Raw genomic sequence first — 26,034 nt, 5'->3', positions numbered from 1 at the left:
TTGGGCCATCCGGGACCGCTCCGGCGCACCGTGACCAGGCCGACCTCGCCCCGCGGGTGATCGACATCAAGCGACCGAATTGTCCGGTTGATTCCCTGGACTGGACCATTGACCAAATGGTCTAGTCCACTTACGGTGTGAGAGTCCCCACTGTCCCCGTTCGGTCACCTGGTGTGACTCCCCGAAGGGAGCCGGCATGCCCCGTCCGCGCAGGAAGAGCTTCTTGGCGCTCGTCAGCCTGGCCAGCGCCGCACTCGCCGCAGCGGCCGTGGCCGCGCCCGTGTCCACGGCGGCCACAGAGTCGGCCGCCGCCCCGCAGGCTTCGGTCGGGAAGGTGGTCGGCTACTTCACCGACTGGGGTGTGTACGACCGCAACTACCACGTGAAGAACATCGAGACCTCCGGCTCCGCCGCGAAGCTCACCCACATCAACTACGCGTTCGGCAACGTCACCAACGGCGGCTGCGCCATCGGCGACGCCTACGCGGACTACCAGAAGACCTACGACGCGGCGGGCAGCGTCGACGGCGTCGCCGACACCTGGGACCAGCCGCTGGCGGGCAGCTTCAACCAGCTGAAGAAGCTGAAGGCCAAGCACCCCGGCCTCAAGGTGATCTGGTCGTTCGGCGGCTGGAGCTGGTCGGGCGGCTTCGGCCAGGCCGCGAAGAACCCCGCCGCGTTCGCGAACTCCTGCTACAACCTCGTGAACGACCCGCGCTGGGCCGGCCTGTTCGACGGCATCGACCTCGACTGGGAGTACCCCAACGCCTGTGGCCTGAGCTGCGACACCAGCGGCGCGGCGGCGTTCAAGAACCTGATGGCGGCCGTGCGCGCCAAGTTCGGCTCGTCGAAGCTCGTCACGGCGGCGATCACCGCCGACGGGACCAACGGCGGCAAGATCGACGCCGCCGACTACGCGGGCGCCGCGCAGTACGTGAACTGGTACAACGTGATGACCTACGACTACTTCGGCGCGTTCGCGGCGCAGGGCCCGACGGCTCCGCACTCGCCGCTGACCTCGTACGCCGGCATCCCCACCGCCGGCTTCTACTCCGACGCGGCCATCCAGAAGCTCAAGAGCAAGGGCGTGCCCGCGTCGAAGCTGTTGCTGGGCATCGGGTTCTACGGCCGCGGCTGGACCGGCGTCACGCAGAGCGCGCCCGGCGGTTCCGCCACGGGCCCGGCGCCCGGCAAGTACGAGCAGGGCATCGAGGACTACAAGATCCTGAAGTCGAGCTGCCCGTCGACCGGCACTGTCGCCGGCACGGCGTACGCGAAGTGCGGTTCGAACTGGTGGAGCTACGACACCCCGAGCACCATCGGCAGCAAGATCGGCTACGCCAAGCAGCAGGGCCTCGGCGGCGCCATGGTGTGGGAGCTGTCCGGCGACACGTCCAACGGCGAGCTGATGACAGCCGTCGCGAAGTGACCGCTTCCGGTGCGGCCGGCGGCGCAGGGGCGCGCCGGCCGCACCGGGTCCCCAGGCACACCGACCCCGCCGGATCCGCTCCGGCGGGGTCTCCCGCGTTCGGCGAAGAAGCGTCCGGCGGAGAAACTGTCGGTGGCGCGGATTATCGTGCTCGGCGTGAAGTTCACGGGATTCGGTGAGTACGCCGTCGATTTCTACGACGGGCTCGAGGCCGACAACTCCAAGTCCTACTGGGACGAACACGTCGCGACCTACAAGTCCGACGTGCGCGAGCCGATGGAGGCGCTGCTCAAGGAACTGGAGCCGGAGTTCGGCGAGGGTTTCGGCGAGGGCAAGGTGTTCCGGCCTTACCGCGACGTGCGCTTCGCGAAGGACAAGACCCCGTACAAGACACACTGCGGCGGCGTCATCGAGGCGGGCCGCGGCGGCGGCGCCTACTACGTCGAGCTGAGCCCCGGCGGCCTGCGGGTGGGCGGCGGCTGTTTCCACCTCGCGTCCGACCAGATCGCGCGCTTCCGCACGGCCGTCGACACCGAGTTGCACGGCCCCGTGCTGGAACAGATCCTGGCCAAGCTGAAGCGCGCAGGCTTCGACATCCATGGTGACCGCCTCAAGTCCCGTCCCCGTGGCTTCGCCGAGGACCACCCGCGCCTCGACCTGCTGCGCTACCGATCCGTCTACGCCGCCCGCTCGTGGGAACCCGCCGACTTCCTCCACGAGCGCGAGGCCTTCGACCGCGTCCGCAAGTCCTGGCGCCAGCTGCGCGCCTTCAACGAGTGGGCGCGCGACCACGTCGGGTCGAGCGAACAGCCGCGCCGCTAGGGCCGTCAGCGGGGGAGCGGGTAATGCCAGACCCTGCTCCCCGAATCCGTGGTCGTGGACAAGAGCAGGTCGGGGCCGTCCGCGATCAACGCCAGCGACTTGGCCACCTCGGGCAGCGGCAGTTCCGCGAAGTCCTCGCACCGCTGCCCGACGCGCCAGAGCCGCGGCCGGCCGTCGACCTTGACCGCCACGTCGAGCCGGCCCGACGAGTCGAGCGTCAGGCCGGTCACCTCCAGCAGCTGCGACGCGGGGATCACCGGGCCGCCGGCGGACGCCGTCCATGAAGGACTCGAAGGACTCGACTGCCAGCAGGTCAGGCGCTGTTCACTGGTCGCGCCGACGGCCGCGCAGTCCGAGGCCGAGCACGTCACGCGCCATGCCGTGGCCGAGCCGGCCGGGGACGGCATCGAAACCCGCGTCCACGCCGAACCGTCGGCCGACGTCCAGGCCACCGGCCGCACGGAGAGCCCCGCCCGCGCGTCGCCGACGGCAACATAACCCGGCCCGCCGCCCGCCGCGGCCAGCATGCGGGTCTGGTCGCCGGCGGTGCTGAGCAGCGCCGGGTCCTCGCGCAACGCCCACGAAGAGCCGTCCGCCGAGGTCCAGACCGCCGCGCCGACGCCGCCGGCCCGGTGGTCCCACTGACCCGTCAGCACGTACCCCGCCGGACCGGCCACGGACCCGGACGTGGTCACCGCCCGCTCGCCACCGAGAAGCTCCACCGGCTGTTCGTGCTCCGTCAGCCCGCCGGCCACCGATCCCGTCCAGATCGTCGGGCGCGGGTTGGCGTGCGCGCCGCCGTACGCGGAGCCCAGCGCGAGCAGCCGGGAACCCGACGCGGCCGGCAGTGTCAGCTCCGCCTGCCGCCCGTAGCCCGTCGCCGGGTGGACCGGCACCGGCGTCCACGGCGCCCCCGACCGACCGCCGAACCACGCCGCGGGGGCCCGTCCGGCGGGTTCCGGCACCGAGCCGGTCATGACGATTCCCGATGAAGCCGGGACGAATCCCAGTACGCGCGTACCGGAAACGGGCAGGTCAACGAGCCGCCACGGTGGCTGCGGCGGCGCGGAACACGCCCCGACCAGGGCGAACGCCGCGAGCACGAGCGCGAGCCGCCGAACCGCCGTCATACTTACGGAGGTTAGTCATCTGAATGGTTTCTGAACACTTCCTCCGAACTTTCGGTATCGGTACAGACGTGAGGGGGATGAGCGACTACTGTCATCGAACGTGAGCCGACGCGCGAAGATCGTTTGTACGCTGGGTCCCGCGACCTCCACTCCGGAGAAGATGCGGGCACTCGTCGACGCCGGAATGGACGTCGCGAGGATGAACTTCAGCCACGGAAGCCACAGCGACCACAAGCAGGTCTACGACCTGGTCCGGGCCGCTGCGGCCGAGAGTGGCCGGGCGGTGGGCATTCTCGGCGACCTCCAGGGTCCGAAGATCCGTCTGGGCACCTTCGCCAGCGGCTCGGCCGAGTGGCACACGGGCGACGTCGTCCGCATCACCGTCGAGGACGTGGTGGGCACGCACGACCGTGTCTCGACCACCTACAAGGGCCTCGCGAAGGACGCCAAGCCGGGCGACCGCCTCCTGGTGGACGACGGCAAGGTCGGCCTCGTGGTCACGGGCGTCGAGGGCCAGGACGTGGTCTGCGAGGTCACCGAAGGCGGCCCCGTCAGCAACAACAAGGGCGTCTCGCTCCCGGGCATGGACGTCTCCGTCCCGGCGCTGAGCGAGAAGGACATCGAGGACCTCGAGTTCGCGCTGCACCTGGGCGTCGACTTCATCGCGCTGTCCTTCGTGCGCTCGCCGGCCGACATCGACCTGGTGCACCAGGTCATGGACCGCGTCGGCAAGGGCCGGCTGCCGGTCGTCGCGAAGATCGAGAAGCCCGAGGCCGTCTACAACCTCGAGGCGATCGTGCTGGCCTTCGACGCGGTGATGGTCGCCCGCGGCGACCTCGGCGTCGAGCTGCCGCTGGAGCAGGTGCCGCTGGTCCAGAAGCGCGCCATCCAGATCTGCCGCGAGAACGCGAAGCCGGTCATCGTCGCGACGCAGATGCTCGAGTCGATGATCAACAACTCCCGGCCGACTCGCGCCGAGGCCTCCGACGTGGCCAACGCGGTGCTCGACGGCACCGACGCCGTGATGCTCTCGGGCGAGACCAGCGTCGGGCGCTACCCGATCGAGACGGTGCAGACGATGGGCCGCATCGTCGAGGCGGTCGAGACCGACTCGCCGGTCGTCCCGCCGCTCACGCACGTCCCGCGCACCAAGCGCGGCGTGATCTCCTACGCCGCCCGCGACATCGGCGAGCGGCTCAACGCCAAGGCGCTCGTCGCGTTCACCCAGTCCGGCGACACCGTGCGCCGCCTGGCCCGCCTGCACACGCGGCTGCCGCTGATGGCGTTCACGCCGGAGGACTGCGTGCGCAGCCAGCTGTCGATGACGTGGGGCACGGTGACCACGATCGTGCCGCGGGTCGACTCCACCGACCAGATGATCCAGCAGGTCGACCACGCGATGCTGCAGATGGGCAAGTACCAGCGCGGCGACCTCGTGGTGATCGTGGCCGGCTCCCCGCCCGGGACCGTCGGCTCCACGAACCTGATCCACGTGCACCGCCTCGGTGAAGACGACCACGCATAAGGGACGAGGTTCATGCCGACCGAATAGGGTTCGGGCATGACCGATATCGCCAGGACCGCCGCCGCCGGGCTCGACGAGGCCGCCGGCGGCGGGCAGGCGGTGCTCGACCGGCTCGTCGATCTCCTCGACCTGGAGAAGGTGGAGGAGGACTTCTACCGCGGGGTTTCGCCCGCGCACTCCCCGGTCCGCGTCTTCGGCGGCCAGGTCGCCGGGCAGGCCCTGGTAGCGGCCGGGCGTACCGTGCCCGAGGACCGGCGCGTGCACTCGCTGCACGCCTACTTCATCCGCGGCGGCGACCCGAGCGTGCCGATCCTCTACGAGGTGGACCGCATCCGCGACGGCCGCTCGTTCACCACGCGCCGCGTCACGGCCATCCAGCACGGCAAGGCGATCTTCGCGTTGTCCGCCTCGTTCCAGAAGGACGAGCAGGGCCTCGAGCACGGCGAGCCGATGCCCGACGTGCCCGACCCCGAGACGCTGCCGACGTTCCAGGAGCGCACGGCCGGCTTCGGCCTGCGCTTCACCGAGCGCCCGCGTCCCATCGACGTGCGCTACGTCGGCGAACCGCCGTGGATCACGCGCGCCACCGGCGAGCGACCGGCGAGCAACCGCGTGTGGATGCGCGCCGACGGCACGCTGCCCGCCGACCAGCTGCTGCACGTCTGCGTGCTCACCTACGCCTCCGACATGACCTTGCTCGACTCGATCCTCGCGCGCCACGGCGTGTACTGGGACGTCGACAAGGTCCTCGGCGCGAGCCTGGACCACGCGCTGTGGTTCCACCGGCCCTTCCGCGCCGACGAGTGGTTCCTCTACGACAGCACTTCGCCGAGCGCGTCGGGCGCGCGCGGGCTGGCCACGGGCCGCTTCTTCGCGCAGGACGGCACGCATATCGCCACGGTCGTCCAGGAAGGACTGCTGCGCGTCCTGTGAGGACGGTCGAATCCGGTTCTACTGAGAGTGTGTCGATGCGTGCGGTGTACGGAATCAACCACACTTCCGGGTGGCGGTAAATGCGAAATGCGTAGCCGGGTAATCGCCGGAGTGTGCCTCGGATGGTCTGCCAACAACTGACAACCGAAGGTGAAGGTGCCCGGGACCGGTCGGGGGGCGGCCCCGGACACCTTCCGCCGGAAACGCCCGCGCACTCGGTGTCAGTTTCCGGCTGGTCGTCGTCTACGCTGCTCAGGAACCCGAACCGATCATGACGGCCGGCTCGACCGGCACGGCGTGACCGGTTCCGGCTCACACGGGTGTCAGAGTACAAGCGCAATCTGCAAATTGCAGGGCGGAGCCCCGCCGCGAAGGCGGGAATTCCGAAGTGTTAATACCCCACTGACTAGTCGGACGGCTGGTTAGATATGCGGTGCGGGCAGCGTTGGTCAGTGTTGGTCTACGGTGCGCCCACCGTGTAAGACGATCCGGAGGTGCTGTCGTGGCGAGAGGCCAGGGACCCACCGTTCGCCGCCGGAGGCTCGCGAGCGAGCTGAGGCGGCTCCGGGAAGCCGCCGACTTCACCATCGACGAGGTGGGCGAGAAGCTCGAGTGCTCCGCCTCGAAGGTGAGCCGCATCGAGACCGGGCACGTCGGCGTCACCCCGCGCGACGCCCGGGACATGCTGGCGCTCTACGGGATCACCGGCGACGAGCAGGAGGCGCTCGTCCAGCTGGCCCGCGAGGCGCGCAAACGCGGCTGGTGGCACGCGTACAACGAGGTGTTCACCGGCACGTTCGTGGGCCTGGAGGCCGACGCGACCTCGCTGCGCGCGTTCCAGGCGCTGCTCGTGCCGGGCCTGCTGCAGACCGAGCGCTACGCCCACGCCGTGATAAGAGCGCTGCGGCCCGACGCCGAGGACGCCGCGATCCGGCGTCGCGTGGCCGCGCGCATGGCTCGCCAGGAGCTGCTGAGCGACACGCCGCCGCCGGAGTACTGGGCGGTGGTCGACGAGGCCGTGCTGCACCGCGTGGTCGACAGCTCCGAGGTGATGGCCGAGCAGCTCTACCGCATGGCCGCGGTCGCCGAGAAGCCCAACGTGACCGTCCAGGTGGTCCCCTTCGGCGCCGGTGCGCACCCCGGCATGGAAGGTCCGTTCCTCATCATGGGGTTCCCCGAGCAGGCCGACCCCGACGTCGTCTACGTCGACGACAGCACCTCCAGCGGCCTGTACCTCGAACAACCCGAAGACGTCCGGCGCTACGCGCTGATGTTCGACCACCTGCGCGCTGCCGCACTGAAACCGGACGACTCGGTCGACTTGATCACCGAGGCGGCCGGCCGGTTCGCCGAACGGTCAACCGCGCCGGCTGCAGTGCACCACCTGGAACCGAGGACACAGTGAGGAAGTGGGGAACATGATGCCGGACGCGGATCTTTCCCGGGCCACCTGGCGCAAGAGCAGCCACAGCGGCGGCGGCAACGACTGCGTCGAGATCGCCTTCGTCGGCGGCGACGCCGCGGTGCGCGACTCGAAGGACCCCGAAGGGGGTGCTTTCCGCCTCCCCGCTTCGGGTTGGCGGGGGCTGCTGGCGGCGGTGCGCGCCGGCGGCCAGGCCCGCGACTGACGTTCCACCCGGCGACCCCTTACCCCGCCGACCTGCTCTTCGCCGGTCGGCGTCTCGGGTAAGGGGTCGTTTGGCGTCCAGGACGGGGTGATCGCCCGATGCCGGCGGCCCTGCCTCAGGACGACTGTGAGTGTCACGGAAGAAGGCACTCGCAGAGGATGGGGAAGAAGCGATGAGTTACCAGCTCCTGGACGCGATGAGCGCCGAGGTGGCCTACCGCGAGGAGCAGCTGCGGAAGGCCGGGCGCGACGCGCGGATGACCAAGCAGAGCCGCGTCGTGCGGTGGCTGCGGGCCCACCGGGTGACCAGCGTGACCGTGCCGGCGCAGGAACGCCGCACGGCTGCGCAGGTGGCCTCCCGCGCCGATCACCTGGCGCGGTGAACGACCGGTTCGCCGAGGGTGTCACGCCCTCGGCGAAAAGCATGGCGGAACTGTCGGTGGGGTAGGACAGAATGCTCCTCGTGCCCCGCTTAGGCTCCGGAATCCCGCTGGTCGCCCGCACTCACGAGATGCGGCGGCTTCGCGCCGCCTTCGCTCGCGCGGAGCGGCGCGAGGCCGGCGCCGTGCTGATCGCGGGCGACGCGGGCGTCGGCAAGACCCGGCTGCTCACCGCGCTCGGTGAGCACGTCGCGGCGAACGGTGCGCTGGTGCTCACCGGCCGGTGCATCGACGTGCGCGACGGCGGTCTGCCGTACCTGCCGTTCGCGGAGGCGCTGGCGCCGCTGGGCTCGTCGGGGGATCCGGTGGTCGCCGCCGCGGTGCGGTCGCGGCCGGCGCTCGCGCGGCTGCTGCCGCAGAGCGGGGAGCCCCAGCCGATGGGACCGGGGGAACACGGCCAGGTGTCGGCCAGCGAGCGCGAGGTCATGCGCCGGCCGCGACCGGAACAGGACCTGGGTCAGCTCCAGCTGTTCGATGCGGTACTGGGGGTGCTGACCGAGGTCGCCGAGTCGCGGCCGGTGGTGATCCTGCTCGAGGACCTGCACTGGGCCGACTCTTCGACGCGCAACCTGCTGTCCTTCCTGGCCAGCAGGTTGCGCGCGCAGCGGCTGCTGGTCGTGGGCAGCTACCGCGAAGAAGACGTGCACCGGCGCCATCCGCTGCGAGGGCTGCTGTCGGAGCTGGTGCGCCTGGCCACGGTGGAGCAGGTCGCGCTGGCGCCGTTCGGGCCCGCCGAGGCGCGGGCGTTCGTGGAGGCGCTGGCCGACGAGCCGCTGCCGGCCGACGTGGTGGCCGACATCGTCGCGCGGTCGGAGGGCAACCCGTTCTTCGTGGAAGAGCTGCTGGCCACGGACGCCGACTGCCGGGACCTGCCCGCCGGGCTCGCCGAGGTGCTGCTCGCCCGGCTCGAACGGTTCCCCGCGGAGACGCGGCGCGTGCTGCGGGTGATCTCCGTGGCCAACGAACCGGTGTCGCACGCGGCGCTGGCGGAGATCGCGGCCATCGGCGAGCTGGAGCTCGACGAGGCGCTGCGCGAGGCCGTGCAGCACCACGTGCTCGTGATCGAGGACGGCTCGTATGTGTTCCGCCACGCGTTGCTGCAGGAAGCGGTGTACGCGGATCTGCTGCCGGGGGAGCGCAACCGCACGCACGCGGCGTACGCGGCCCGCATCCGCGCGATCCCGCAGGGGCGCGGGCACGACGCCAAGCTGGCGTTCCACAGTCTTGAAAGCCGCGACTTCGTCACGGCGCTGCCCGCGCTGCTGAGCGCGATGGCGGAGGCGGAGAAGCTGGGCGCACCGGGGGCGGCCCTGCGGCACGCCGAACAGGCACTGTCCATCTGGGACGCGGTGGCCGTCGCGGACCGGCCCGAGGGCGTCGACGAGCTGAAGCTGCTTCACGAGGCTTCGTACTTCGCGGGCACGTCGGGGGAGCCGGAGCGGGCGGCGGCCTACGCGCGCTCGGCCACGGAGCTGCTCGGGCCCGACACCCCGACGCTGAGGTCGGCCAAGGTGTGGCGCCGGCTGGCCGAAGCGTTGCTGGCGCTTGAAGGCACGCTCGACGAGGCGACGCTGGCCGTCGACCGGGCGTGGGAGCTGGTGAAGGACAGCGAGCCGAGCGCCACGCGGGCGTGGGTGCTCGCCACGCGCGCGGGGTTCCTGCGGCTGCTCGACCAGCCGGGCGAGGCGCTGGACAACGCGCTCACGTCGGTGTCCGACGCGCGAGCCGTCGGCGCGGTCGGAGCCGAGGCGTCGGGGCTCATCACGCTGGGCACGCTGGCCGACTCGGCGGGCGACGCGGCGCTCGCGCGGGAACGGCTGCGCCAGGGCATCCGCAAGGCGCGCGACTCCGAGGCCCTCAACGTCGAGCTGCGCGGCCTGTACTTCCTCGCCCTGAGCTACGACGACCAGGCCGAGATGGCCGAAGCCCTCACGCACGTGACCAACGGGGTGGCGCGCGCGGAAGAATCGGGGCTCACGTGGAGCTCGTTCGGGCTCGAGCTGCGCGCGCGGCAGCTCTACCTGCGTTACCTCAGCGGCGACTGGCCCGCGGAGGACGCGGCCGGGCGCGCGGCGCGCGGGGTGTCGAGCGCGGTCGCCGCCCGGATCCTCGCCAACTGGGTGCTGTTCCTCGTCGCGCGCGGCCGGTTCGACGACGCCGCGCGCCTCCTGCCCGGGCTGCGCCAGCAGTGGGCGGCCGACATCCAGATCGCCCTCTCGGCGGGCGACGCGGCCATCGAGCTCGCGACCTGGCGCGGCGATCACACCGAAGCCGTGCGTGTCACCGAGGAACTGGTGGCGTGGCTGGAGAAGATCGAGCCCTGGCTGCTGGGCGGCATCCGGATCGTCGCGCTGGGCATGACCTCGGTCGCCGCCCTCGCCGCCGACGCCCGCCTGCACGGCGACCAGCGCACCGCCGAGAACCTGGTGTCCGTCGGCCGCCGCCTGCTGGAGCACGGCCGGCGCACCGCCGTCGAGGGCAGCCCGCGCTCCGGCACCCTCGGTCCCGAAGGCCACGCCTGGCTCGCCCGCCTGGAAGCCGCAGCGTCCGGCCTCGAAGGCCCCGCCGACCCGGCGCTGTGGTCCGCCGCCGCCACGGCCTACGACTACGGCGCGGTCTACGAGCAGGCCATGTGCCGCCACTTCGAGGCCCAGGCCCTGCTCGCCCACGGCCGGCCCGCCGAAGACGCCCTGACTTCCGCCCACACCGTCGCGTCCGCCCTCGGCGCACTACCCCTGCGCGACGCCGTGCGCGACCTGGCCCACCGCGCCCGCACCGACCTGCCCGGCGTCACCCCGGCCGTCACCGCGCCCACCCGCCCCAACCCCCTCACCGACCGCGAACGCGACGTCCTCGAACGCGTCGCCCTCGGCCGCACCAACCGCCAGGTGGGGGAGGAGCTCTACATCAGCGAGAAGACGGTCTCCGTCCACCTCTCCCGCGTCATGGCCAAGCTGGGCGCCAGCCGCCGCGCCGAAGCCGTCGCCATCGCCTACGACCGCGGCCTGCTCACGACCCCGGCCACGAAAGACTGACGCCGGCTGCGCCCGGACGGTTTGCCGGTTCGCGGTGATTGTCTGCTGCGAGCTTCGGTCGCCGACTGCGCGCCGGGACCCGCCGCGTGCCGAACTCGTCCGGCAGTGGTTGACTGGTGATCAAATAGCATGCTAACCACGTCGGGAGGAGCCGGGGATGCGCGTCGACGTGCACGCTCACCTGTGGAGCGAGGCGTACCTGGACCTGTTGTCCCGCTCGGGCAACGAGAAGGCGACCGCGCAGGGCCGGCTTGGTGCGGGGGCGACCGCGGCGGAGCTCGATTCGCGGTTCGAGCAGATGGCGACGGCGGGCATCGACCTTCAGGTGCTGTCGACCACGCCCGCGCCGCCGCACTTCGAAGACGAGAAGGCCGCCGTGGCGGCGGCGCGGTTCGTCAACGATGACTACGCCGAGCTCGTCCGGCAGCACCCCGATCGGTTCAAAGCGTTCGCCTCCCTGCCGCTTCCGCACACCGGCGCGGCGCTCGGCGAGCTCACCCGCGCGCTCGACGAGCTGGGTTTCCTGGGCGCCGCCGTGACCACGTCGGTGCTGGGCCGCACGCTCGGCGACCCGGCGTTCCTGCCCGTCTACGAAGAGCTCGACCGGCGCGGCAGCGTCCTGTTCGTGCACCCCGCCGGTGTCGGCGCCGAGTCGCCGCTGATCGGGCCGGAGCTCACGTGGCAGATCGGCGCGCCGATCGAGGACACCGTCGCCGTGCTGCACCTGATCGTCGCCGGGATCCCGAGCCGTTTCCCGCGGATGAAGATCATCCTGCCCCACCTCGGCGGCGCGTTGCCGATGCTGTTGCCCCGCATCGACCGCCAGAACCCTTGGGAGGCACCGGAAACCCCGGAAAAGCCGAGCCTCGCCGCGCGCCGGATCTTCTACGACACCGTCGGGCACAACCACGTGCCGGCGCTGCGCCTCGCGGCCGAAACGCTCGGCGCCGACCGCCTGGTGCTCGGCACCGACTTCCCATACCAGAAGGGCGACGGGTTCACCGAGGCCGTGACCTACGTCGAACGCTCCGGCCTGCCCTCGGATGACATCGCCGCGATCCTCGACCGCACGGCCGTGGAGCTCCTCGGCCTCGGCTGATCACCGCCAGGGCAGGTGCCGCAGCAGCTTCATGCTCGACGTCATCAGCCGCGCCCACACCCCGCCCGGCACCCGGCGCGGCGGCCGCAAGGCCAGCCCGCGCTGCACGGCGATCGACTGCGCCTCCGTGTACTTCAGCAACCCCTCGACTCCGTTGCGGCGGCCGACGCCGGAGTCCTTCATCCCGCCCATCGGCACGCCGACGCTGCCGAACGTCGCCGCGTAGCCCTCGTTGACGTTCACCGTCCCGGCCTTCAGCCGGGCCGCGACCTCCCAGCCTGCGCGGCCGTTGCGCGACCAGACGCTGGCGTTGAGGCCGAAGGCGGTGTCGTTGGCGCGCTCGATGGCATCGGTGACGTCGGTGTAGCCGTAGATCGACACCACCGGCCCGAACGTCTCCTGGGCGAACGGCACCATGTCCGGCGTGACGTCGGTGAGCACGGTCGGCTCGTAGAACAGCGGACCGAGGTCCGCCCGCGCCCGCCCGCCGGTGAGCACGCGCGCGCCCTTGGCTCGCGCGTCCTCGACGTGTGCCGACACGGTTTCGAGCTGGCTCGGCGACGTCAACGACCCCATCTGCGGCCCGAAGCCCAGCTCACCGCCGAGCTTCAGCGCGGTCGTGCGCGCCACGAAGGCGCGGGTGAACTCGTCGCGGACGCTTTCGTGCACGTAGATCCGCTCCACCGAGACGCACAGCTGCCCGGCGGAGGAGAAGCACGCGGTGACCGCGCCCGTCGCGGCCTTGGCGACGTCGGCGTCCGGCAGCACGATCATCGGGTTCTTGCCGCCGAGCTCGAGCGAGTAGCTGGTGAGCCGGGCCGCGATCTGCGTCGCCAGGTCCTTGCCGGTCGGCGTGGAACCGGTGAAACAGAGGTAGTCGCACTCTTCGAGCAGCGCCGGGCCGACCTGCGAGCCGCGGCCGAGCACCACCTGCCACAGCCCGTCCGGCAGCCCCGCTTCGGACGCGAGCTCCTGCAGCCACAACGCGGAAAGCGCCGTCTGGTTGTCCGGCTTCTGCACCACGGCGTTGCCCGCCGCGAGCGCCGGGAACACGTCCATCGCGGTGAGCGCGACCGGGTAGTTCCAGGGCGAGATGATGCCGACGACACCCTTGGGGTGGCGCAGCTCGCCCGCCTTCGTCAGCACCGGGATCACCCCGGCCGCGCGCTTCGGCGCCAGGATCTTCGCGCTGTGCTTGCCGTAGTAGGCCGCCACCAGCGCGGCCGCGCTCACCTCGTCGAACGCGTCGAGCCGCGCCTTGCCGGCCTCCACCTGGACGAGGTCGAGCGCTTCTGCCTGGCGGGCGAGGATCAGGTCGTGCAGGCGCACGAGGAACCGCTGGCGCTGCGCGACCGGCCGGGCCGCCCACTCGTGCAGGGCCGTGCGCGCGGTCGCGAAGGCCGCGCGCACGTCGGAGTCGGTGGCCTGGGGAATGGTGGTGATCGGCAGCCCGGTGAACGGCGCCGTCATGCGGATCGGCGCGGAGTCCGCACCGCCGGTCACGCGGGCGACGAGCCGGGCCGCGCGCGCCGCCGTCGGCGCTCCCGCGACACCCCCGATCGTCGCGGGCAGGGCCGTCTCGCCGCTGAGGTTCGCCGGTGTCGTGCTGGTCATGCCGTCTCCGTTCAGACCGGTGTTACCGACGAGTACAGCATACCGACGGTACGGCGGTCGAGCGGAAAATCTGAATAAGATTCACATATCGTAGTCGTCGCGGTGCTTGCCCGGCGGCTCGACGCCCGGCGCGGGCTGAACGTCCTGCGGCGGGAACGGCGGGGAAGTCGGCTCCTCGCCGGGCTCGGATTCCGGTGGAAGTTCGCCCTGCGCGGGCGGCTCGGCCCAGGACTGCGCGGGTGCCGGGTCGGTGAGCGAGTAGATCACCGGTTCGTCGTTCACCGGCGGGTAGTAGTACGGCTGCGGTGTCCACGGCGCGGTCCAGCGGCCGCCGCCGAACGCGGCGAGCGCCAGCACTAGCACGGCGATCACGGCACCGCCGAGCATCACCCAGAACCCGGTGCCGGTGGTGTAGTGGGCGACGACGACGGAGGTTCGCTGCTCGAAGCTGAGGCTGGCCGACACGTCCACGCCCATGGTCCACACCGCCGCGACCAGGCCCGCGCTGCCGGCGATCAGCAAGATTCGAGCGGCGGCGCGGGCGCGGGTGAACACGAGCACGGCGCCGATGAGCAGCACCACGGCCGCCACCGTGATCGGGATGCCGAACCGCGCGACGTGGCTGGCCCCGAACAGGTCCTGCTCCGACTGTGGAGCCGTTTCGACGTCCCGGGCCCACGCGCTGACGGAGAACGAGCTCTGCAACTGGCCGTTCACCGTCACGCTGGACGCCGCCGCCGGCAGGAACGTGCCCGCCACCGTGAGCGCGGCCGAGAACACTCCGAGGATCCCGGCGAGCAGTCGCGAGACCGCGCCCGGCTCGGCGACGGGTGGCGGCGGGTACTGCGGCACGCTGGTCATCGGGGGCTCCTTCGCCTGCTCAAAGGGCATCTGCGATTCCACCACGAAGAACCCCGTCGCGCTAAGGGGCGGTGTGATCCTGCCACCGGTCGGCCCGGGATCTCAGGGCTGCGAGTACATCAGCACCGCGATCCGCTTCCACTCCTGCAGCAGCTTGCGGCGCCGGTTCGGGTCGCCGCCCAGCTCGGCGTCGAGGGCGAGACCGCGGGTGAGGTTCACGGTGAGCCAGAACAGCGTCTCCGCGCGTTCTTTCGGCAGGTCACCCGCCACTTGGCTCACGTGCGCCAGCGTCGCGCGGCCCAGCGCCCGGTCCACGGGCCGGATCGCAGCCCGCAGCTCCGGGTCGGTGCGCGCGGCCACCCACAGCTCGGTGACGGCCGTGGCGAGCGTGCCCGAGTAGCCCGCCCACAGCAGGTCGATCGCGGCTTCGACGCCCGACGCGCCACCCGGCAGGTCTTGCAGCGACGATGCCAGCTGGGTGCGCAGCTTCGTGGTGAGGTGCTCGACGGCGGCCGCCATCAGCTCGGCCTTCGTGGCGAAGTGGTGCTGCACCGCGCCCTTCGACACGCCCGCCCGGGCGCAGATCTCCTGCATCGACGCGCGGGCGTACCCGATGTCCACCAGGCACTCGACGGTCGCGTCGAGCAGGGCCGTGCGCGTCTGCTCCCGGCGCTGCGCCTGGGTGCGGTGCGCCTTGGCCGTGGCCTCGGTCATTCGCCTCTCCCGCTTTACGTGCCGGACTGCGCGGATGTACATTCCGAACAGAACTTACCTTCCACGCGTAATGTTTTCCAGCTTCGCAGGAGGCGTCGCCGTGCCGTTGCAGATCCAGAAGAGCTCGTGGAGCACCACCGAACTCGAAGACCTCAGGGAGCTCGCCCGGTCGTTCCTGCAGAAGGAGCTCGTGCCGCACCAGGAGCGGTGGGCGGCGGAGACGAAGCTCGACCGCGAGGTCTGGACGAAGGCCGGTGAAGTCGGCCTGCTGTGCCTGTCGATCCCCGAGGAGTACGGCGGTGGCGGCGGCACGTTCGCCCACGAGGCCGTGCTGTATGAGGAGCAGGCCCGTTCCGGGGACAACGCGTGGGGCGTGACCGTCCACAACGGAATCGTGGCGCACTACCTGCTGTCGTACGCGTCGGAGGAGCGCAAGCGCGAGTGGCTGCCGAAGCTCGCGAGCGGTGAGTTCGTGGGCGCCATCGCGATGACCGAGCCGGGCACGGGTTCGGACCTGCAGAGCATCAAGACCCGTGCGGTGCGCGACGGCGACCACTACGTGATCAACGGCGCGAAGACGTTCATCACCAACGGTTTCCACTCCGACCTCGTGGTGGTCGCGTGCAAGACCGACCCGGACGCGGGCGCGCAGGGCGTGTCGCTGATCGTGGTCGAGACGGACACGCCGGGCTTCCGCCGCGGCCGCGTGCTCGACAAGGTGGGCCTCAAGGGTCAGGACACCGCGGAGCTGTTCTTCGACGACGTGCGCGTGCCCGTCGCCAACCTGCTCGGCGACGCCGAGGGCCAGGGCTTCGTCCAGCTGATGCTGCAGCTGCCGCAGGAGCGCCTGATCATCGCCGTGACCGCGGTGGCCGGGCTCGAGGCGGCCGTGAACCTCACGATCGACTACACCAAGGAGCGCACGGCGTTCGGCCGGCCGATCTTCGGCTTCCAGAACACCAAGTTCAAGCTCGCCGAGGCCGCGACGGAGGCGGCGGTGTCGCGCGCGTTCCTCGACCAGTGCATCGAACGCCACCTCAAGGGCGAGCTCGACGTGCAGGGCGCGGCGATGGCGAAGCTGTGGACGACCGAGCGCGTGAACAAGGTCGTCGACGAGTGCGTGCAGCTGTTCGGCGGCTACGGCTACATGACCGAGTACCCGATCGCGCGCGCCTGGGCCGACGTCCGGATTTCGCGGATCTTCGGCGGCACCAGCGAGATCATGAAGGAGATCATCTCCCGCACGCTCTGAGATTTTTCGCCTCGACGAAAGGACTTTCCGCCGTGAAAGCCGGACCACTGGGCGGGCTGAAGGTGGTGGAGCTGGCCGGGCTCGCGCCCGCGCCGTTCGCCTGCATGATCCTCGCCGACCTCGGCGCCGACGTCGTGCGTGTGGACCGCGCTACGCCGGGCGCCGACGTGCTCGGCATCCCGAACGACCCGCTGGCGCGCGGCCGGCGCTCGATCGGCGTGAACACCAAGACGCCCGAGGGCATCGAGGTGGTGCTCAAGCTGGCCGAGCAGGCCGACGTGCTGATCGAGGGCTTCCGCCCCGGCGTCGCGGAACGCATGGGGCTCGGGCCTTCGGTGGTCCACGCGCGCAACCCGCGGCTCGTGTACGGGCGCATGACGGGCTGGGGCCAGGACGGCCCGCTCGCGCAGGCAGCCGGGCACGACATCAACTACGTCGGCATCGCCGGCGCGCTCGACCCCATCGGGCGCGCCGGCGACCGGCCGGTGCCGCCGCTCAACCTCGTCGGCGACTTCGGCGGCGGTGGGCTGATGCTCGCGATGGGCGTGCTCGCTGCGCTGTACGAGCGGACGTCCTCGGGACGCGGCCAGGTCGTCGACGCGTCCATGGTCGAGGGCGCGGCCCTGCTCACCACGAGCCTGCACGGCCTGCGCGCCGCCGGCGCGTGGTCCGGCGACCGCGGCGAGAACCTCCTCGACGGCGGCGCCCCGTTCTACGACACCTACGAGACCGCCGACGGCAAGTACGTCGCCATCGGCGCCATCGAGATGCGCTTCTGGGGTGACCTCGTGAAGGTGCTCGGCCTGGCGGACCCGCCGCCGCACCTGGACAAGACGCAGTGGCCGAAGCTGCGGGAGCTCATCGCCGACGCCGTCGGCAAGCACACGCGCGACGACCTCGTCGCCCGCGCCGAAGGCACCGACGCCTGCCTGACGCCGGTGCTCTCGCCGTGGGAAGCGTCGGCCCACCCGCAGAACGCGGCGCGCGGCACCTTCGTCGACATCGGGGGCACCGTCCAGCCCGCCCCGGCGCCGCGCTTCGACCGCACGCCGCCTTCGACGCCCCACGCGCCCCGCCAAGCGGGCACGGACACGGCGGACGTGCTGGCGGACCTCGGCCTCGCCGCCGCCGACGTGGCCGCCCTGCGCACGGCGGGCGCCATCGCCTGACGGACTACCCGGCGCAGGGTGAACCACGGGGAGCGGGCCGCGTTTCAGCGCGGTTCGAGGTCCGAGCGGATCACCGAGTAGACGACGCTGTCGCGCCAGGCTCCGTCGCGGAAGCCGTAGCCGCGCAGGACGCCTTCGCGGGTGAAGCCGGCCTTCTCCAGCGAGCGTTGCTCGGCGCGGTTGTCCACGTCGGTGCTGGCCTCGACGCGGTTGAACTGCGTGTGCGCGAACAGGTAGCGCACCAGCAGGCGCTGCGCCTCGGTGCCGTGGCCGTGGCCGCGAGCTTCCGGGCGCAGCACGAGGCCCATGTTCCAGCAGTACGAACTGGGCCCCGACCGCGAGCGGTGCCACGACAGGAGCCCGAGCACAGCATCGCCGAGTGTCGGGACGAGGAGGCCGCCCTCGGTGGTGAGGACGGCGTTGTCGCGCCAGCGGCGATGGAGGTAGCCGGCGTCGTGCCAGCCGAACCACTGGAACTCGCCCGCGGCGGCCGGGTCGTTGATCAGCGCCTCGAGGAGGTCGAGGTCGGATTCGCGCACCGGGCGGAGCACCACGTCGTCCATCGCGGCAGCCTAGCGGGCGGCACCGCGGCGCCGGCTCACTCGATCGGGCCGGGGTCACCCGGTCGTGACACGCGTCCCGCTGAGCGATTGCCAAGCGGGCCTCGCGGGCCCTTCGTCACTAGAGTGAGCGAGCACGACCCGTCGTGAAGCCGGGGAGCGGATTGGATGGTGCCATGTCAGGCGGCGTGAAGAAGATCGTGGTCATCGGGGTTGTCGTCCTCGTGCTGTTCTTCCTGATCACCCAGCCCACCCAGTCGGCCAACCTCGTGCACCAGGTGCTCGGCTGGCTGCGCGACGGCGCCGAGGCCATCATCACGTTCTTCCAGACCCTGTTCGCATGATCACCGTGGGTCTCGTTACCCGCCGGTAATTACCCAGAGTAACGCGATTCCGGGATCCGGGCTGATCGCTCGACCATCCGGGTGGATTGCCCCCTAAAAGGGCCTGGTCAAGGAATTTGTGGGTCCTGGGGTATGGCGCAGAAAGCGGACCCGGCCCTACGGTGCTCACATTGCGTGATCAGCCGGTTCTCCGGTCCCCCGGGAGCCGGGTCACAGCGGGTTTTTTTCCGCTCGGTCACGCGCATTGGGTGCAAGTCGTGGACGCGCAACGGGGCAGGCGTCAGGGCCGGCCCGTCGGGGACCAATGAGGAGGCAGGGATGACCGGAGATCCCGGAGTGGACGCGTTGATCCGGCAGTGGGCCGCGGAGCGCGAGCAGACGGCCGAGGAGCAGGAGGTCAACCGCATCACGTCCGCCTGGCTGGCCGACGCGCCTCAGGCTCCGCCCGGCATCCCCGGTCAGCGCGCGCGGTCCGGTCCCTCGCGCTGGGCGCAGGTCGACGCCGCGGACCCCGGTTACCTCGACGCCATGCGGGTCCGGCTGCCGGAGGTCCCGGACGAGCTGCTCGTGGCCGCCGCCGGCTGGTGGCAGATGGTCGGCGACGTCGCCGAGGCCGCATTGTGGTGGGACGCCGGCATCAGCCCGCTCGACCAGCGGGCCCTCGACTATCGCGCGGCGGGCCTGCGGCCCTCGGACCTCAGCCGCCGGCTGGGCCCGATGACCGTGCTCCAGCACCTGCGTCGCGGCAGCGCCCCGGCCTGGTGCGTCGCGCGTCTCGCGCGGCAGCAGAAGTCCGCCTGAACCACCCTCTCGACACGGCCGGGTGAACCGGCGTGGCGGCAGCGATCCGAACTCGTCCGTAACGCTAACCTGCGCGGGCTCGTTGTGTGATCGACCGACCGCCACGCTGGAGGACCGGAGTTCGTGCCCCTCACCGGAAACGTCGACGGCGAGACCGCTGCCGAGACCACAGTCGAAGCCGCACCTGCCCGACGCCGTGCCCGAGGGGGCGCGGCCGTGGCGGTGCGGCTCGCGGTGGTTCTGGTGGTCCTCGCGGTGGCGGGTGGCGGCACGTGGCTCATCACGCGGGCGTCGGCGCCGGTCGCGAGCCCGACCACGACGGACATCCCCGCGTTGAGCGTGAAGGCGGCCGACGTGCGGCCGGGGTCGATCGCTCCCGTCAGCGCCGTGGTCGCGGGTGGTGCCGACCAGCAGACCACCCCGCAGTCGGTGCACTCCACGGCCGACCCGCTCGACGACTGGGCCAAGAAGGTCGCCGCCGTCACCGGGGTGCCCGCGCGGGCGCTGCGCGCGTACGGCAACGCGGAGCTCGCGATGCGCTCGGCCGACCCGGGCTGCCGCATCTCGTGGGCCACGCTCGCCGGCATCGGCCGCATCGAGTCGAACCACGGCCAGTACGGCGGCGCCGTGCTCGGCGCCGACGGCCGCCCGTCCAAGCCGATCATCGGCGTCCCGCTCGACGGTTCGTCGGGCGTGCGCGCCATCACTGACACCGACGGCGGCCGCTTCGACGGCGACGCCGTGGCCGACCGGGCCGTCGGCCCGATGCAGTTCATCCCCAGCACCTGGCGCACGTGGGCGGCCGACGGCAACGGCGACGGTCTCGGCGACCCGCAGCAGATCGACGACGCCGCGCTGGCCGCCGGGCGCTACCTGTGCGCGGGCGGGCGCGACATGGCCACGCCGTCGGGCTGGTGGTCGGGGATCCTGTCGTACAACAACTCCACGGAATACGCGCAGAAGGTCTTCGGCCTCGCCGACGGGTACGCGCAGTCGGCGAAGGCCGTGCGGGCCGGCTGAGACCCGTTCGTCCGAAATCCGGGCCGGCCCGCATTCCCGCTGGTGTGAAATCCGTGCGAACCGCGGAGGTCACCGGCTGAGAGGCGGACCACGTGCGGGCCCGCCTCTCAGCTTCGGTCCCGGTTCCCAGTGCTAGCGTCAGGGCCGTGGCAGTGAACTCCGGCCCGGCCGTGTCCCCGCTCGGGCGCAGGCTCCTGATCGCCGCGACGTGCGTCGTGAGCCTGCTGCTGTGCTGCGGGCTGGCGTGGTGGCAGTGGGACCGGTTCACCTCCGCCAACGGCACGTTCCAGAACCTCGGCTACGTGCTGCAGTGGCCGCTGTTCGGGCTGTTCCCCGCGTTCATGTTCTGGCGGATCAAGAAGCTGCGCGAACGGGAAGAGACTCAAGGCGAGAGCGCCGAGGCCCAGGCCGAGCAGGCCCGGGTGACCGTGCCCGCGCCAAGAGTCTCGACGCCCGCGCGTACCCCGGCGCCCCGGCCCGTGGCCGAAGAGGACGACGAGCTCGCCGCGTACAACCGCTACCTGCGCGAGCTCAACGCCCGCGACCAGCAGGCCTGAACCATCACCTCGGAAGTGAGGACGAACCCATGACCACGAGCACCGACGGTGCGGCCCAGACCCGCCCGGCGCGACTGAACGGAGCCCTGGTGCGGTTCCGCACCACCGCGTGGATCACCGGTGTCGGCCTGCTCGTGCTGTGCGCGACGATGGTGATCGAGTACGGCTTCGGCAACGCCACGCCCGCCGCGGTGTACTCGCCGATCCACGGCGTCCTCTACATGATCTACCTGGCCTGCAGCATCGACCTCGCGATCAAGGCCCGCTGGTCGATCAAGAGCACGATCCTCGTACTGCTCGCGGGCTGTGTCCCGTTCGTCTCGTTCATCGTCGAACGCCGCGTGACGCACCGGGTGCATGAGGGCAAGGACATCTTCTAAGCCGACATTTTCTAAGCCGACATCTTCTATGCCGTCACGGCCTTCCCTCGTCGGAAGGTCAAGGCGACCCCGACGGTGAGGGCGGCCAGCCCGCTCGCCGCGAGGAACGCGGCCGTCATCCCGTCGACCAGCAACGGCGTGCCGGTTGCTCCTGAAGCCGCGGCCGAACGCGTCGCCGCGCCGAACACCGTCACCAGGATCCCGAGGCCGAGCGTGCTGCCGACCTGTTGCATGGTCTGCAGCACGCCGCCCGCGGCCCCCGCGTCCTCGGCGGGCACGGTGGACATGATGATCACGTTGAGCGGCGAGAACGCCAGCCCGCCGCCGACGCCCATCAGCAGCAGTGGCCCGAGCAGTGATGCGACGTACCCGCTGTCCGGCGTCAGCACCGAGAGCCACGCGACGCCGGAGACCATGAGTACCGTGCCCGTCACGGCCAGCGGTTTCGGCCCGAAGCGCGCGAGCAGGCGCGGCATGAGCCGGCTGATCGTGAAGATCGACGCGGCCATCGGCAGGAACGCGAACCCGGTCGCCAGCGCGGCGAAGTGGCGCACGTCCTGCAGGAACTGCGTCAGGAAGAAGAACATCGACATCATCGCCATCGGCCCGAGGAAGAAGCTGGCGTAGGCGGCTGCGCGGTTGCGTTCGGCGAACAGCCACAGCGGGACCAGCGGATGGGCCACGCGCCGCTCCAGCAGCACGAACGCGATCAGCAGCACCACCCCGGCCGCCAGCGTGGCCAGCGTGAGCGGCGCGCCCCAACCGTCGGACGCGGCGTGGGTGAACGCCAGCACGAGCGACGCGACCCCGAAGGTGCCGAGTACGGCCCCGGGCACGTCGAGGTGCGCGGCCCGGCGCGGCGGCGCGGGCACGAACCGCGGCGCGAGTACGGCGATGGCCAGCCCGAACGGGACGTTGATGAACAGCGCGGCCCGCCACGAGATCCACTCGGTCAGCAGACCGCCCACGATCAGGCCGATCGCGAACCCGCCGCTGGCGACGGCGGAGAACAGCGAAAGCGCGCGCACGCGGGCCTTGGCCTCGGTGAACGTGGTGGTGATCAGCGCGATCGTGCTCGGCCCCGCCATCGCGGCGCCGACGCCTTGGGCCACGCGCGCGGCGATCAGGAACCCGGCCGACGTGCTCAGCCCGCCGGCCAGCGACGCGAGCGTGAACACGGCCGTGCCCAGCACGAACATCCGGCGGCGGCCGAACAGGTCGCCCGCGCGTCCGCCGAGCAGCAGCAGGCCGCCGAACACGAGGCTGTAGGAGGTCATCACCCACGACAGGCCGGTGGCGGAAAAGCCCAGGTCGGACTGGATGCGGGGCAGCGCCACGTTCATCACGGTGGCGTCGAGCATCAGCATGAGCTGGCAGGTCAGCACGATGGCGAGGACGAGCCCGGACGCGGCGGTCCGGTGTCTCGGCCTAGGCTCGGTCGACGAGGTTCGCTCGGACAACTCGGTCAAAGGAGGACTCCCCAGAGAGGGACGAAGTAAGTGGAGAAACTCTCCACTTGGTTGCGTCCGCGATAATATGGAGAGCGTCTCCGGTTCCGCAAGGGAATTCGGAGAATCTCTCCGTTTTCTGGGGAGCCGGGTGCGAGGAGGTGCGTGGATGACGGCGGAGGCAGCGCGGCCGATGCGAGCGGACGCGAAGCGGAACTACGACCGCATCGTCGCGACCGCGAAGGACGCCTTCGCGGAACACGGCGTCGACGTCCCGCTCGACGACATCGCCAAACGTGCCGGCGTCGGCGCCGGCACGCTCTACCGCCACTTCCCGACGCGCGAGAAGCTGATGGAAGCCGTCTACCGCGACGAGATCGACCAGCTCGCCTCGCGCGCCGCCGTGCTCACCGCCGAGCTGCCGCCGTGGGAGGCGCTCCAGGCGTGGCTGAGGGAGCAGGTCGCGTACGTCATCGAGCGCCACGGCCTGGCCGCCCTGCTCAAGGCGTCGATCGACTCGGGCTCCGAGACGTTCCTCTGGTGCCAGACCCGCCTGCGCACCGCGTGCGGCGACCTGGTCGCCGCGGCCCAGGCCACCGGTGACGTCCGAGCCGACGTCTCGGGCATCGACGTCCTGCGCCTCGGCCACGGCATCGGCACGGCCGCGAAGAACGCCTCGGAGGAGGACGCGGCCCGCTTGATGAAGGTGATGATGGACGGCCTGCGCGGGTGAACTTCGCGCCGGTGTCCGGACTGCCTTGTCAGCGTGGGTCGATGTTTACCGTGGACGGTGCCGACCGGCCGGCAGTGCTGCTCGACGACATCGAGGTCGCCGCGACCGATATCGACTGAAACCCCAGTCTTCCCAACAAGAATAAGGGGCGAGCCCCATCCGGGACCCGCCCCTCTCACCGCCGCAAGTCCGTCAAGACCCGATGCCGGTCAAGGACCGGACCTCCATCTCGGCGTGCTTGGCCTCGTCCGCCTTCGAGCGGCCGACCATCGTGCCGATGAAGCCGCACAGGAACGAGAACGGGATCGAGACCAGGCCCGGGTTCTTGAGCGGGAACCAGTGGAAGTCCACGCTCTTGAAGATCGAGTCGGCGGCGCCGGAGACGACCGGGGAGAACAGCACCAGGATCAGGCACGCCCCGAGGCCGCCGTAGATGCTCCACAGCGTGCCCGTGGTGTTGAAGCGCTTCCAGAACAGCGAGTACAGCAGCGTCGACAGGTTGGCCGACGCGGCGACCGCCAGGGCGAGCGCCACGAGGAACGCGATGTTCTGGCCGTTGGCGAGGATGCCGCCGAGGATCGCCATCACGCCGACGACCAGGGCGGTCAGGCGCGCGACGCGGACCTCGTCGGCCGGTTCGGCCTTGCCGCGCTTGAAGATGTTCGCGTAGACGTCGTGGGCGAACGAGGCGGACGCGGTGATCGTCAGGCCCGCCACCACGGCGAGGATCGTGGCGAACGCGACGGCCGAGACGATGCCCAGCAGCAGCGTGCCGCCGATGTGCAGGGCCAGCAGCGGGGCCGCGGAGTTCTCGCCGCCGGGCGCGGCCTTGATCTCGTCGCTGCCCACGATCGCCGCGGCGCCGAAGCCGATCACCAGCGTGCACAGGTAGAACACGAACATGCAGACGGTGGCCCAGACCACCGAGCGGCGGGCTTCGCGGGCGGTCGGCACGGTGTAGAAGCGCATCAGCACGTGGGGCAGCGACGCGACGCCGAGCACGAGCGCGAGCGACAGCGACACGAAGTCCAGGCGCGTGGTGCCGCTGCCGCCGTACGAGCCGCCGGGCTCGAGCAGGCTCGTGCCCATCGGGCTGTTGTCGGTGGCCGCGGTGAGCAGGTTGGAGAAGTTGAAGCCGTACTTGCCCAGCAGGAACACGGTGATCAGCGTGGCGGCCACGAGCAGGATGCTCGCCTTGATGATCTGCACCCACGTGGTGCCCTTCATGCCGCCGACGAGCACGTAGACGACCATCACGAGGCCGACCACCCCGATGACCAGTGACTGGCCCAGCCGCGAGTGCACGTTGAGCAACAGCGCGACGAGGCCGCCGGCGCCCGCCATCTGCGCGAGCATGTAGAAGAACGAGATCACGAGCGTCGAGGTGGCCGACGCCGCGCGTACCGGGCGCTGCTTCATCCGGAAGCTCAGCACGTCGCCCATCGTGAAGCGGCCGGTGTTGCGCAGCAGTTCGGCGATCAGCAGCAGGTCGACCAGCCATGCGACGAGGAAGCCGATGGAGTACAGGAAGCCGTCGTAGCCGTGGATCGCGATGGCGCCCGCGATGCCCAGGAACGACGCGGCGGACAGGAAGTCGCCCGAGAGCGCGATGCCGTTCTGCCGCCCGGTGAAGGCGCTGTCGGCCGCGTAGTAGTCGGCGGTGGTCTTCTTGCCGCGGTGGCCCGCGCGGTACACGACGAACAGGGTGATCGCGACGAACAGCGCGAACACCCCGGTGTTCACGAGCGGGTTGCTCGCCGGCACGCTCTCGGCGAGCTCGGTGGTGGTCACTGGCGGGTTCCTTCCGTCACGGCGGCCCGTTCCCTCAGCTCGGCGACCCGGGGGTCCACCTCCCGGTTCGCGAACCGGACGTAGACGAGCGTGATCAGCGCCGTGGTCACGAACTGTGCGAGGCCGAGCAGCATGCCCACGTTGACGAGCCCGAACACGCGGGTGCTCATGAAGCCGTTCGCGTACGCGGCCAGCACCACGTAGGTCAGGTACCAGACGAAGAAGCCGGCGCTCATCGGGAACACGAATCTGCGGAACCGCCGGCGCAGCGCGGTGAACTCGGGGCTGCGCTGGATGAGGTCGTAGTCGGGACCGCGCCGGGTCGATGGCGGCGGCTCCACGCCCTCGCGGGCGAACATGGCCGGCAGCTGTCCGGTCTCCTCGAGCGGGGTGCTCGCCGCGGGGGTGTTCGCGACGTTGTGCATGGCTGCCTCCGGCAACTTGCGTCCGTGGCGGTGGCCGGGTCGGGGCCTCTCGGTCGAGTGGCACCCGGTCTGCCCTTGCGGACTGGGAGGCGGCCATAGTAACGACGGCGTCTCGCCCGAGAAAAAGCCGGTTCTCCGGAAGGGTCTCCGGAATTCGTTTTCCGGCTGGAAATGTGCGAAAACGACACCTTCAATGAAGATCACGAACAGATCACTCGTAATAGTGAGAGCTTATGTCACGCCACGTTGTCGCAGCTGAGGAACGCTGCGGCAAATGGTTGAGTTGTGGACAATGATCGGACGAATACCGTGACGCGGGGTAGTC

26 protein-coding genes are annotated in these 26,034 nt (G+C 70.9%); 18 read left to right on the top strand and 8 right to left on the bottom strand.

What is annotated here, in order from left to right; translation table 11 throughout:
- Positions 1-196 precede the first annotated feature (196 nt).
- Entirely contained in the window at positions 197-1,429 is a 1,233-nt protein-coding gene (locus ABZU76_RS25440; RefSeq protein ID WP_354873736.1) for a glycoside hydrolase family 18 protein, read from the top strand.
- Between the two features lie 156 nt (positions 1,430-1,585).
- Positions 1,586-2,251: a DUF2461 domain-containing protein gene (locus ABZU76_RS25435; protein ID WP_354873734.1), complete on the top strand. Its 666-nt coding sequence runs from the start codon at positions 1,586-1,588 to the stop codon at positions 2,249-2,251.
- Between the two features lie 5 nt (positions 2,252-2,256).
- Here the strand turns inward: ABZU76_RS25435 and ABZU76_RS25430 are convergent, their stop codons facing one another.
- On the bottom strand, positions 2,257-3,381 hold the full coding sequence (locus ABZU76_RS25430; RefSeq protein ID WP_354873732.1) for a hypothetical protein: 1,125 nt from the start codon (positions 3,379-3,381) through the stop codon (positions 2,257-2,259).
- 100 nt (positions 3,382-3,481) lie between these two features.
- Between ABZU76_RS25430 and pyk the strand changes: the two genes are divergently transcribed.
- The 7 genes from pyk (at position 3,482) to ABZU76_RS25395 (ending at position 12,040) form a co-directional block, all read left to right on the top strand.
- Positions 3,482-4,906 carry a pyruvate kinase gene (gene pyk, locus ABZU76_RS25425; RefSeq protein ID WP_354873730.1) on the top strand — a complete coding sequence of 475 codons (1,425 nt, stop codon included), beginning with the start codon at positions 3,482-3,484 and terminating at the stop codon, positions 4,904-4,906.
- A 36-nt stretch (positions 4,907-4,942) separates the two neighbouring features.
- Positions 4,943-5,839, top strand: coding sequence for an acyl-CoA thioesterase II (locus ABZU76_RS25420; protein WP_220238183.1), 897 nt, complete (start codon positions 4,943-4,945; stop codon positions 5,837-5,839).
- 502 nt (positions 5,840-6,341) lie between these two features.
- Positions 6,342-7,244 (top strand): helix-turn-helix transcriptional regulator, encoded by a 903-nt coding sequence (locus tag ABZU76_RS25415; RefSeq protein ID WP_354873727.1) that lies wholly within the window; start codon positions 6,342-6,344, stop codon positions 7,242-7,244.
- A 13-nt stretch (positions 7,245-7,257) separates the two neighbouring features.
- Positions 7,258-7,467 (top strand): DUF397 domain-containing protein, encoded by a 210-nt coding sequence (locus tag ABZU76_RS25410; protein WP_220247492.1) that lies wholly within the window; start codon positions 7,258-7,260, stop codon positions 7,465-7,467.
- 172 nt (positions 7,468-7,639) lie between these two features.
- A complete protein-coding gene (locus tag ABZU76_RS25405) occupies positions 7,640-7,849 on the top strand; it encodes a hypothetical protein (protein WP_220238185.1) in 210 nt (69 codons plus the stop codon).
- Between the two features lie 71 nt (positions 7,850-7,920).
- Positions 7,921-10,941 (top strand): AAA family ATPase, encoded by a 3,021-nt coding sequence (locus ABZU76_RS25400; RefSeq protein WP_354873725.1) that lies wholly within the window; start codon positions 7,921-7,923, stop codon positions 10,939-10,941.
- Positions 10,942-11,098: 157 nt separating this feature from the next.
- Positions 11,099-12,040 carry an amidohydrolase family protein gene (locus tag ABZU76_RS25395; protein WP_354873723.1) on the top strand — a complete coding sequence of 314 codons (942 nt, stop codon included), beginning with the start codon at positions 11,099-11,101 and terminating at the stop codon, positions 12,038-12,040.
- On the opposite strand, the gene ABZU76_RS25390 is transcribed toward ABZU76_RS25395, so the two are convergent.
- The 3 genes from ABZU76_RS25390 to ABZU76_RS25380 all read right to left on the bottom strand — a co-directional run bounded on the left by ABZU76_RS25390 (position 12,041) and on the right by ABZU76_RS25380 (position 15,229).
- On the bottom strand, positions 12,041-13,654 hold the full coding sequence (locus ABZU76_RS25390) for a succinic semialdehyde dehydrogenase (RefSeq protein WP_354873721.1): 1,614 nt from the start codon (positions 13,652-13,654) through the stop codon (positions 12,041-12,043). It abuts the gene before it with no gap.
- An 81-nt stretch (positions 13,655-13,735) separates the two neighbouring features.
- On the bottom strand, positions 13,736-14,515 hold the full coding sequence (locus ABZU76_RS25385; protein ID WP_354873719.1) for a DUF4064 domain-containing protein: 780 nt from the start codon (positions 14,513-14,515) through the stop codon (positions 13,736-13,738).
- Between the two features lie 102 nt (positions 14,516-14,617).
- The gene (locus tag ABZU76_RS25380) at positions 14,618-15,229 is read right to left on the bottom strand and encodes a TetR/AcrR family transcriptional regulator (RefSeq protein ID WP_354873717.1); all 612 of its coding nucleotides are present in this window, start codon (positions 15,227-15,229) and stop codon (positions 14,618-14,620) included.
- Positions 15,230-15,329: 100 nt separating this feature from the next.
- Here ABZU76_RS25380 and ABZU76_RS25375 point away from each other — a divergent pair, with 100 nt between their 5' ends.
- The gene (locus tag ABZU76_RS25375) at positions 15,330-16,481 is read left to right on the top strand and encodes an acyl-CoA dehydrogenase family protein (RefSeq protein ID WP_354873715.1); all 1,152 of its coding nucleotides are present in this window, start codon (positions 15,330-15,332) and stop codon (positions 16,479-16,481) included.
- Between the two features lie 32 nt (positions 16,482-16,513).
- Positions 16,514-17,650 carry a CaiB/BaiF CoA-transferase family protein gene (locus ABZU76_RS25370; protein ID WP_354873713.1) on the top strand — a complete coding sequence of 379 codons (1,137 nt, stop codon included), beginning with the start codon at positions 16,514-16,516 and terminating at the stop codon, positions 17,648-17,650.
- Between the two features lie 44 nt (positions 17,651-17,694).
- Here ABZU76_RS25370 and ABZU76_RS25365 read toward each other — a convergent pair whose 3' ends face one another.
- Complete coding sequence (locus ABZU76_RS25365) at positions 17,695-18,213, bottom strand: GNAT family protein (protein WP_354873711.1); 519 nt, start codon at positions 18,211-18,213, stop codon at positions 17,695-17,697.
- A gap of 173 nt (positions 18,214-18,386) precedes the next feature.
- On the opposite strand from ABZU76_RS25365, the gene ABZU76_RS25360 reads away from it, so the two are divergent.
- The 5 genes from ABZU76_RS25360 to ABZU76_RS25340 all read left to right on the top strand — a co-directional run bounded on the left by ABZU76_RS25360 (position 18,387) and on the right by ABZU76_RS25340 (position 21,312).
- Positions 18,387-18,554, top strand: coding sequence for a hypothetical protein (locus ABZU76_RS25360; RefSeq protein WP_220238194.1), 168 nt, complete (start codon positions 18,387-18,389; stop codon positions 18,552-18,554).
- Between the two features lie 318 nt (positions 18,555-18,872).
- Entirely contained in the window at positions 18,873-19,355 is a 483-nt protein-coding gene (locus ABZU76_RS25355; RefSeq protein WP_354873709.1) for a helix-turn-helix transcriptional regulator, read from the top strand.
- A gap of 216 nt (positions 19,356-19,571) precedes the next feature.
- Positions 19,572-20,375, top strand: a complete 804-nt coding sequence (locus ABZU76_RS25350; protein ID WP_354873785.1) for a lytic murein transglycosylase — start codon at positions 19,572-19,574, stop codon at positions 20,373-20,375.
- A gap of 146 nt (positions 20,376-20,521) precedes the next feature.
- Positions 20,522-20,932 (top strand): hypothetical protein, encoded by a 411-nt coding sequence (locus tag ABZU76_RS25345; RefSeq protein ID WP_255637680.1) that lies wholly within the window; start codon positions 20,522-20,524, stop codon positions 20,930-20,932.
- 29 nt (positions 20,933-20,961) lie between these two features.
- Positions 20,962-21,312 (top strand): DUF3817 domain-containing protein, encoded by a 351-nt coding sequence (locus tag ABZU76_RS25340; protein ID WP_354873707.1) that lies wholly within the window; start codon positions 20,962-20,964, stop codon positions 21,310-21,312.
- A 26-nt stretch (positions 21,313-21,338) separates the two neighbouring features.
- Here the strand turns inward: ABZU76_RS25340 and ABZU76_RS25335 are convergent, their stop codons facing one another.
- The gene (locus ABZU76_RS25335; protein ID WP_354873705.1) at positions 21,339-22,781 is read right to left on the bottom strand and encodes an MFS transporter; all 1,443 of its coding nucleotides are present in this window, start codon (positions 22,779-22,781) and stop codon (positions 21,339-21,341) included.
- Positions 22,782-22,929: 148 nt separating this feature from the next.
- On the opposite strand from ABZU76_RS25335, the gene ABZU76_RS25330 reads away from it, so the two are divergent.
- Together ABZU76_RS25330 and ABZU76_RS25325 are read left to right on the top strand one after the other, a co-directional pair.
- Positions 22,930-23,493, top strand: coding sequence for a helix-turn-helix domain-containing protein (locus ABZU76_RS25330; RefSeq protein WP_354873703.1), 564 nt, complete (start codon positions 22,930-22,932; stop codon positions 23,491-23,493).
- Positions 23,490-23,612 carry a hypothetical protein gene (locus tag ABZU76_RS25325; RefSeq protein WP_354873701.1) on the top strand — a complete coding sequence of 41 codons (123 nt, stop codon included), beginning with the start codon at positions 23,490-23,492 and terminating at the stop codon, positions 23,610-23,612. Before ABZU76_RS25330 ends, ABZU76_RS25325 begins: the two co-directional genes overlap by 4 nt.
- A gap of 73 nt (positions 23,613-23,685) precedes the next feature.
- Here ABZU76_RS25325 and ABZU76_RS25320 read toward each other — a convergent pair whose 3' ends face one another.
- Both ABZU76_RS25320 and ABZU76_RS25315 read right to left on the bottom strand, forming a co-directional pair.
- A complete protein-coding gene (locus ABZU76_RS25320; protein WP_354873699.1) occupies positions 23,686-25,284 on the bottom strand; it encodes a cation acetate symporter in 1,599 nt (532 codons plus the stop codon).
- Entirely contained in the window at positions 25,281-25,709 is a 429-nt protein-coding gene (locus ABZU76_RS25315) for a DUF485 domain-containing protein (RefSeq protein WP_220238203.1), read from the bottom strand. Before ABZU76_RS25315 ends, ABZU76_RS25320 begins: the two co-directional genes overlap by 4 nt.
- Positions 25,710-26,034 lie beyond the last annotated feature (325 nt).

Source organism: Amycolatopsis sp. NPDC005232, from assembly GCF_040607795.1.
Lineage (GTDB): Bacteria > Actinomycetota > Actinomycetes > Mycobacteriales > Pseudonocardiaceae > Amycolatopsis.
Note: the sequence above shows the minus strand (reverse complement) of the source record. Positions and strands in the feature narration are given on the sequence as shown.

Excerpts from the sequence above, each read along its gene's own strand:
- ABZU76_RS25420 (WP_220238183.1), top strand. The coding sequence starts at position 4,943 with ATGACCGATATCGCCAGGACCGCCGCCGCCGGGCTCGACGAGGCCGCC.
- ABZU76_RS25400 (WP_354873725.1), top strand. The coding sequence starts at position 7,921 with ATGCTCCTCGTGCCCCGCTTAGGCTCCGGAATCCCGCTGGTCGCCCGC.
- ABZU76_RS25410 (WP_220247492.1), top strand. The coding sequence starts at position 7,258 with ATGATGCCGGACGCGGATCTTTCCCGGGCCACCTGGCGCAAGAGCAGC.
- ABZU76_RS25340 (WP_354873707.1), top strand. The coding sequence starts at position 20,962 with ATGACCACGAGCACCGACGGTGCGGCCCAGACCCGCCCGGCGCGACTG.
- ABZU76_RS25440 (WP_354873736.1), top strand. The coding sequence starts at position 197 with ATGCCCCGTCCGCGCAGGAAGAGCTTCTTGGCGCTCGTCAGCCTGGCC.
- ABZU76_RS25405 (WP_220238185.1), top strand. The coding sequence starts at position 7,640 with ATGAGTTACCAGCTCCTGGACGCGATGAGCGCCGAGGTGGCCTACCGC.
- ABZU76_RS25385 (WP_354873719.1), bottom strand. The coding sequence starts at position 14,515 with ATGACCAGCGTGCCGCAGTACCCGCCGCCACCCGTCGCCGAGCCGGGC.
- ABZU76_RS25315 (WP_220238203.1), bottom strand. The coding sequence starts at position 25,709 with ATGCACAACGTCGCGAACACCCCCGCGGCGAGCACCCCGCTCGAGGAG.
- ABZU76_RS25380 (WP_354873717.1), bottom strand. The coding sequence starts at position 15,229 with ATGACCGAGGCCACGGCCAAGGCGCACCGCACCCAGGCGCAGCGCCGG.
- ABZU76_RS25430 (WP_354873732.1), bottom strand. The coding sequence starts at position 3,381 with ATGACGGCGGTTCGGCGGCTCGCGCTCGTGCTCGCGGCGTTCGCCCTG.
- ABZU76_RS25390 (WP_354873721.1), bottom strand. The coding sequence starts at position 13,654 with ATGACCAGCACGACACCGGCGAACCTCAGCGGCGAGACGGCCCTGCCC.
- ABZU76_RS25360 (WP_220238194.1), top strand. The coding sequence starts at position 18,387 with ATGTCAGGCGGCGTGAAGAAGATCGTGGTCATCGGGGTTGTCGTCCTC.
- ABZU76_RS25330 (WP_354873703.1), top strand. The coding sequence starts at position 22,930 with ATGACGGCGGAGGCAGCGCGGCCGATGCGAGCGGACGCGAAGCGGAAC.
- ABZU76_RS25395 (WP_354873723.1), top strand. The coding sequence starts at position 11,099 with ATGCGCGTCGACGTGCACGCTCACCTGTGGAGCGAGGCGTACCTGGAC.
- ABZU76_RS25365 (WP_354873711.1), bottom strand. The coding sequence starts at position 18,213 with ATGGACGACGTGGTGCTCCGCCCGGTGCGCGAATCCGACCTCGACCTC.
- ABZU76_RS25355 (WP_354873709.1), top strand. The coding sequence starts at position 18,873 with ATGACCGGAGATCCCGGAGTGGACGCGTTGATCCGGCAGTGGGCCGCG.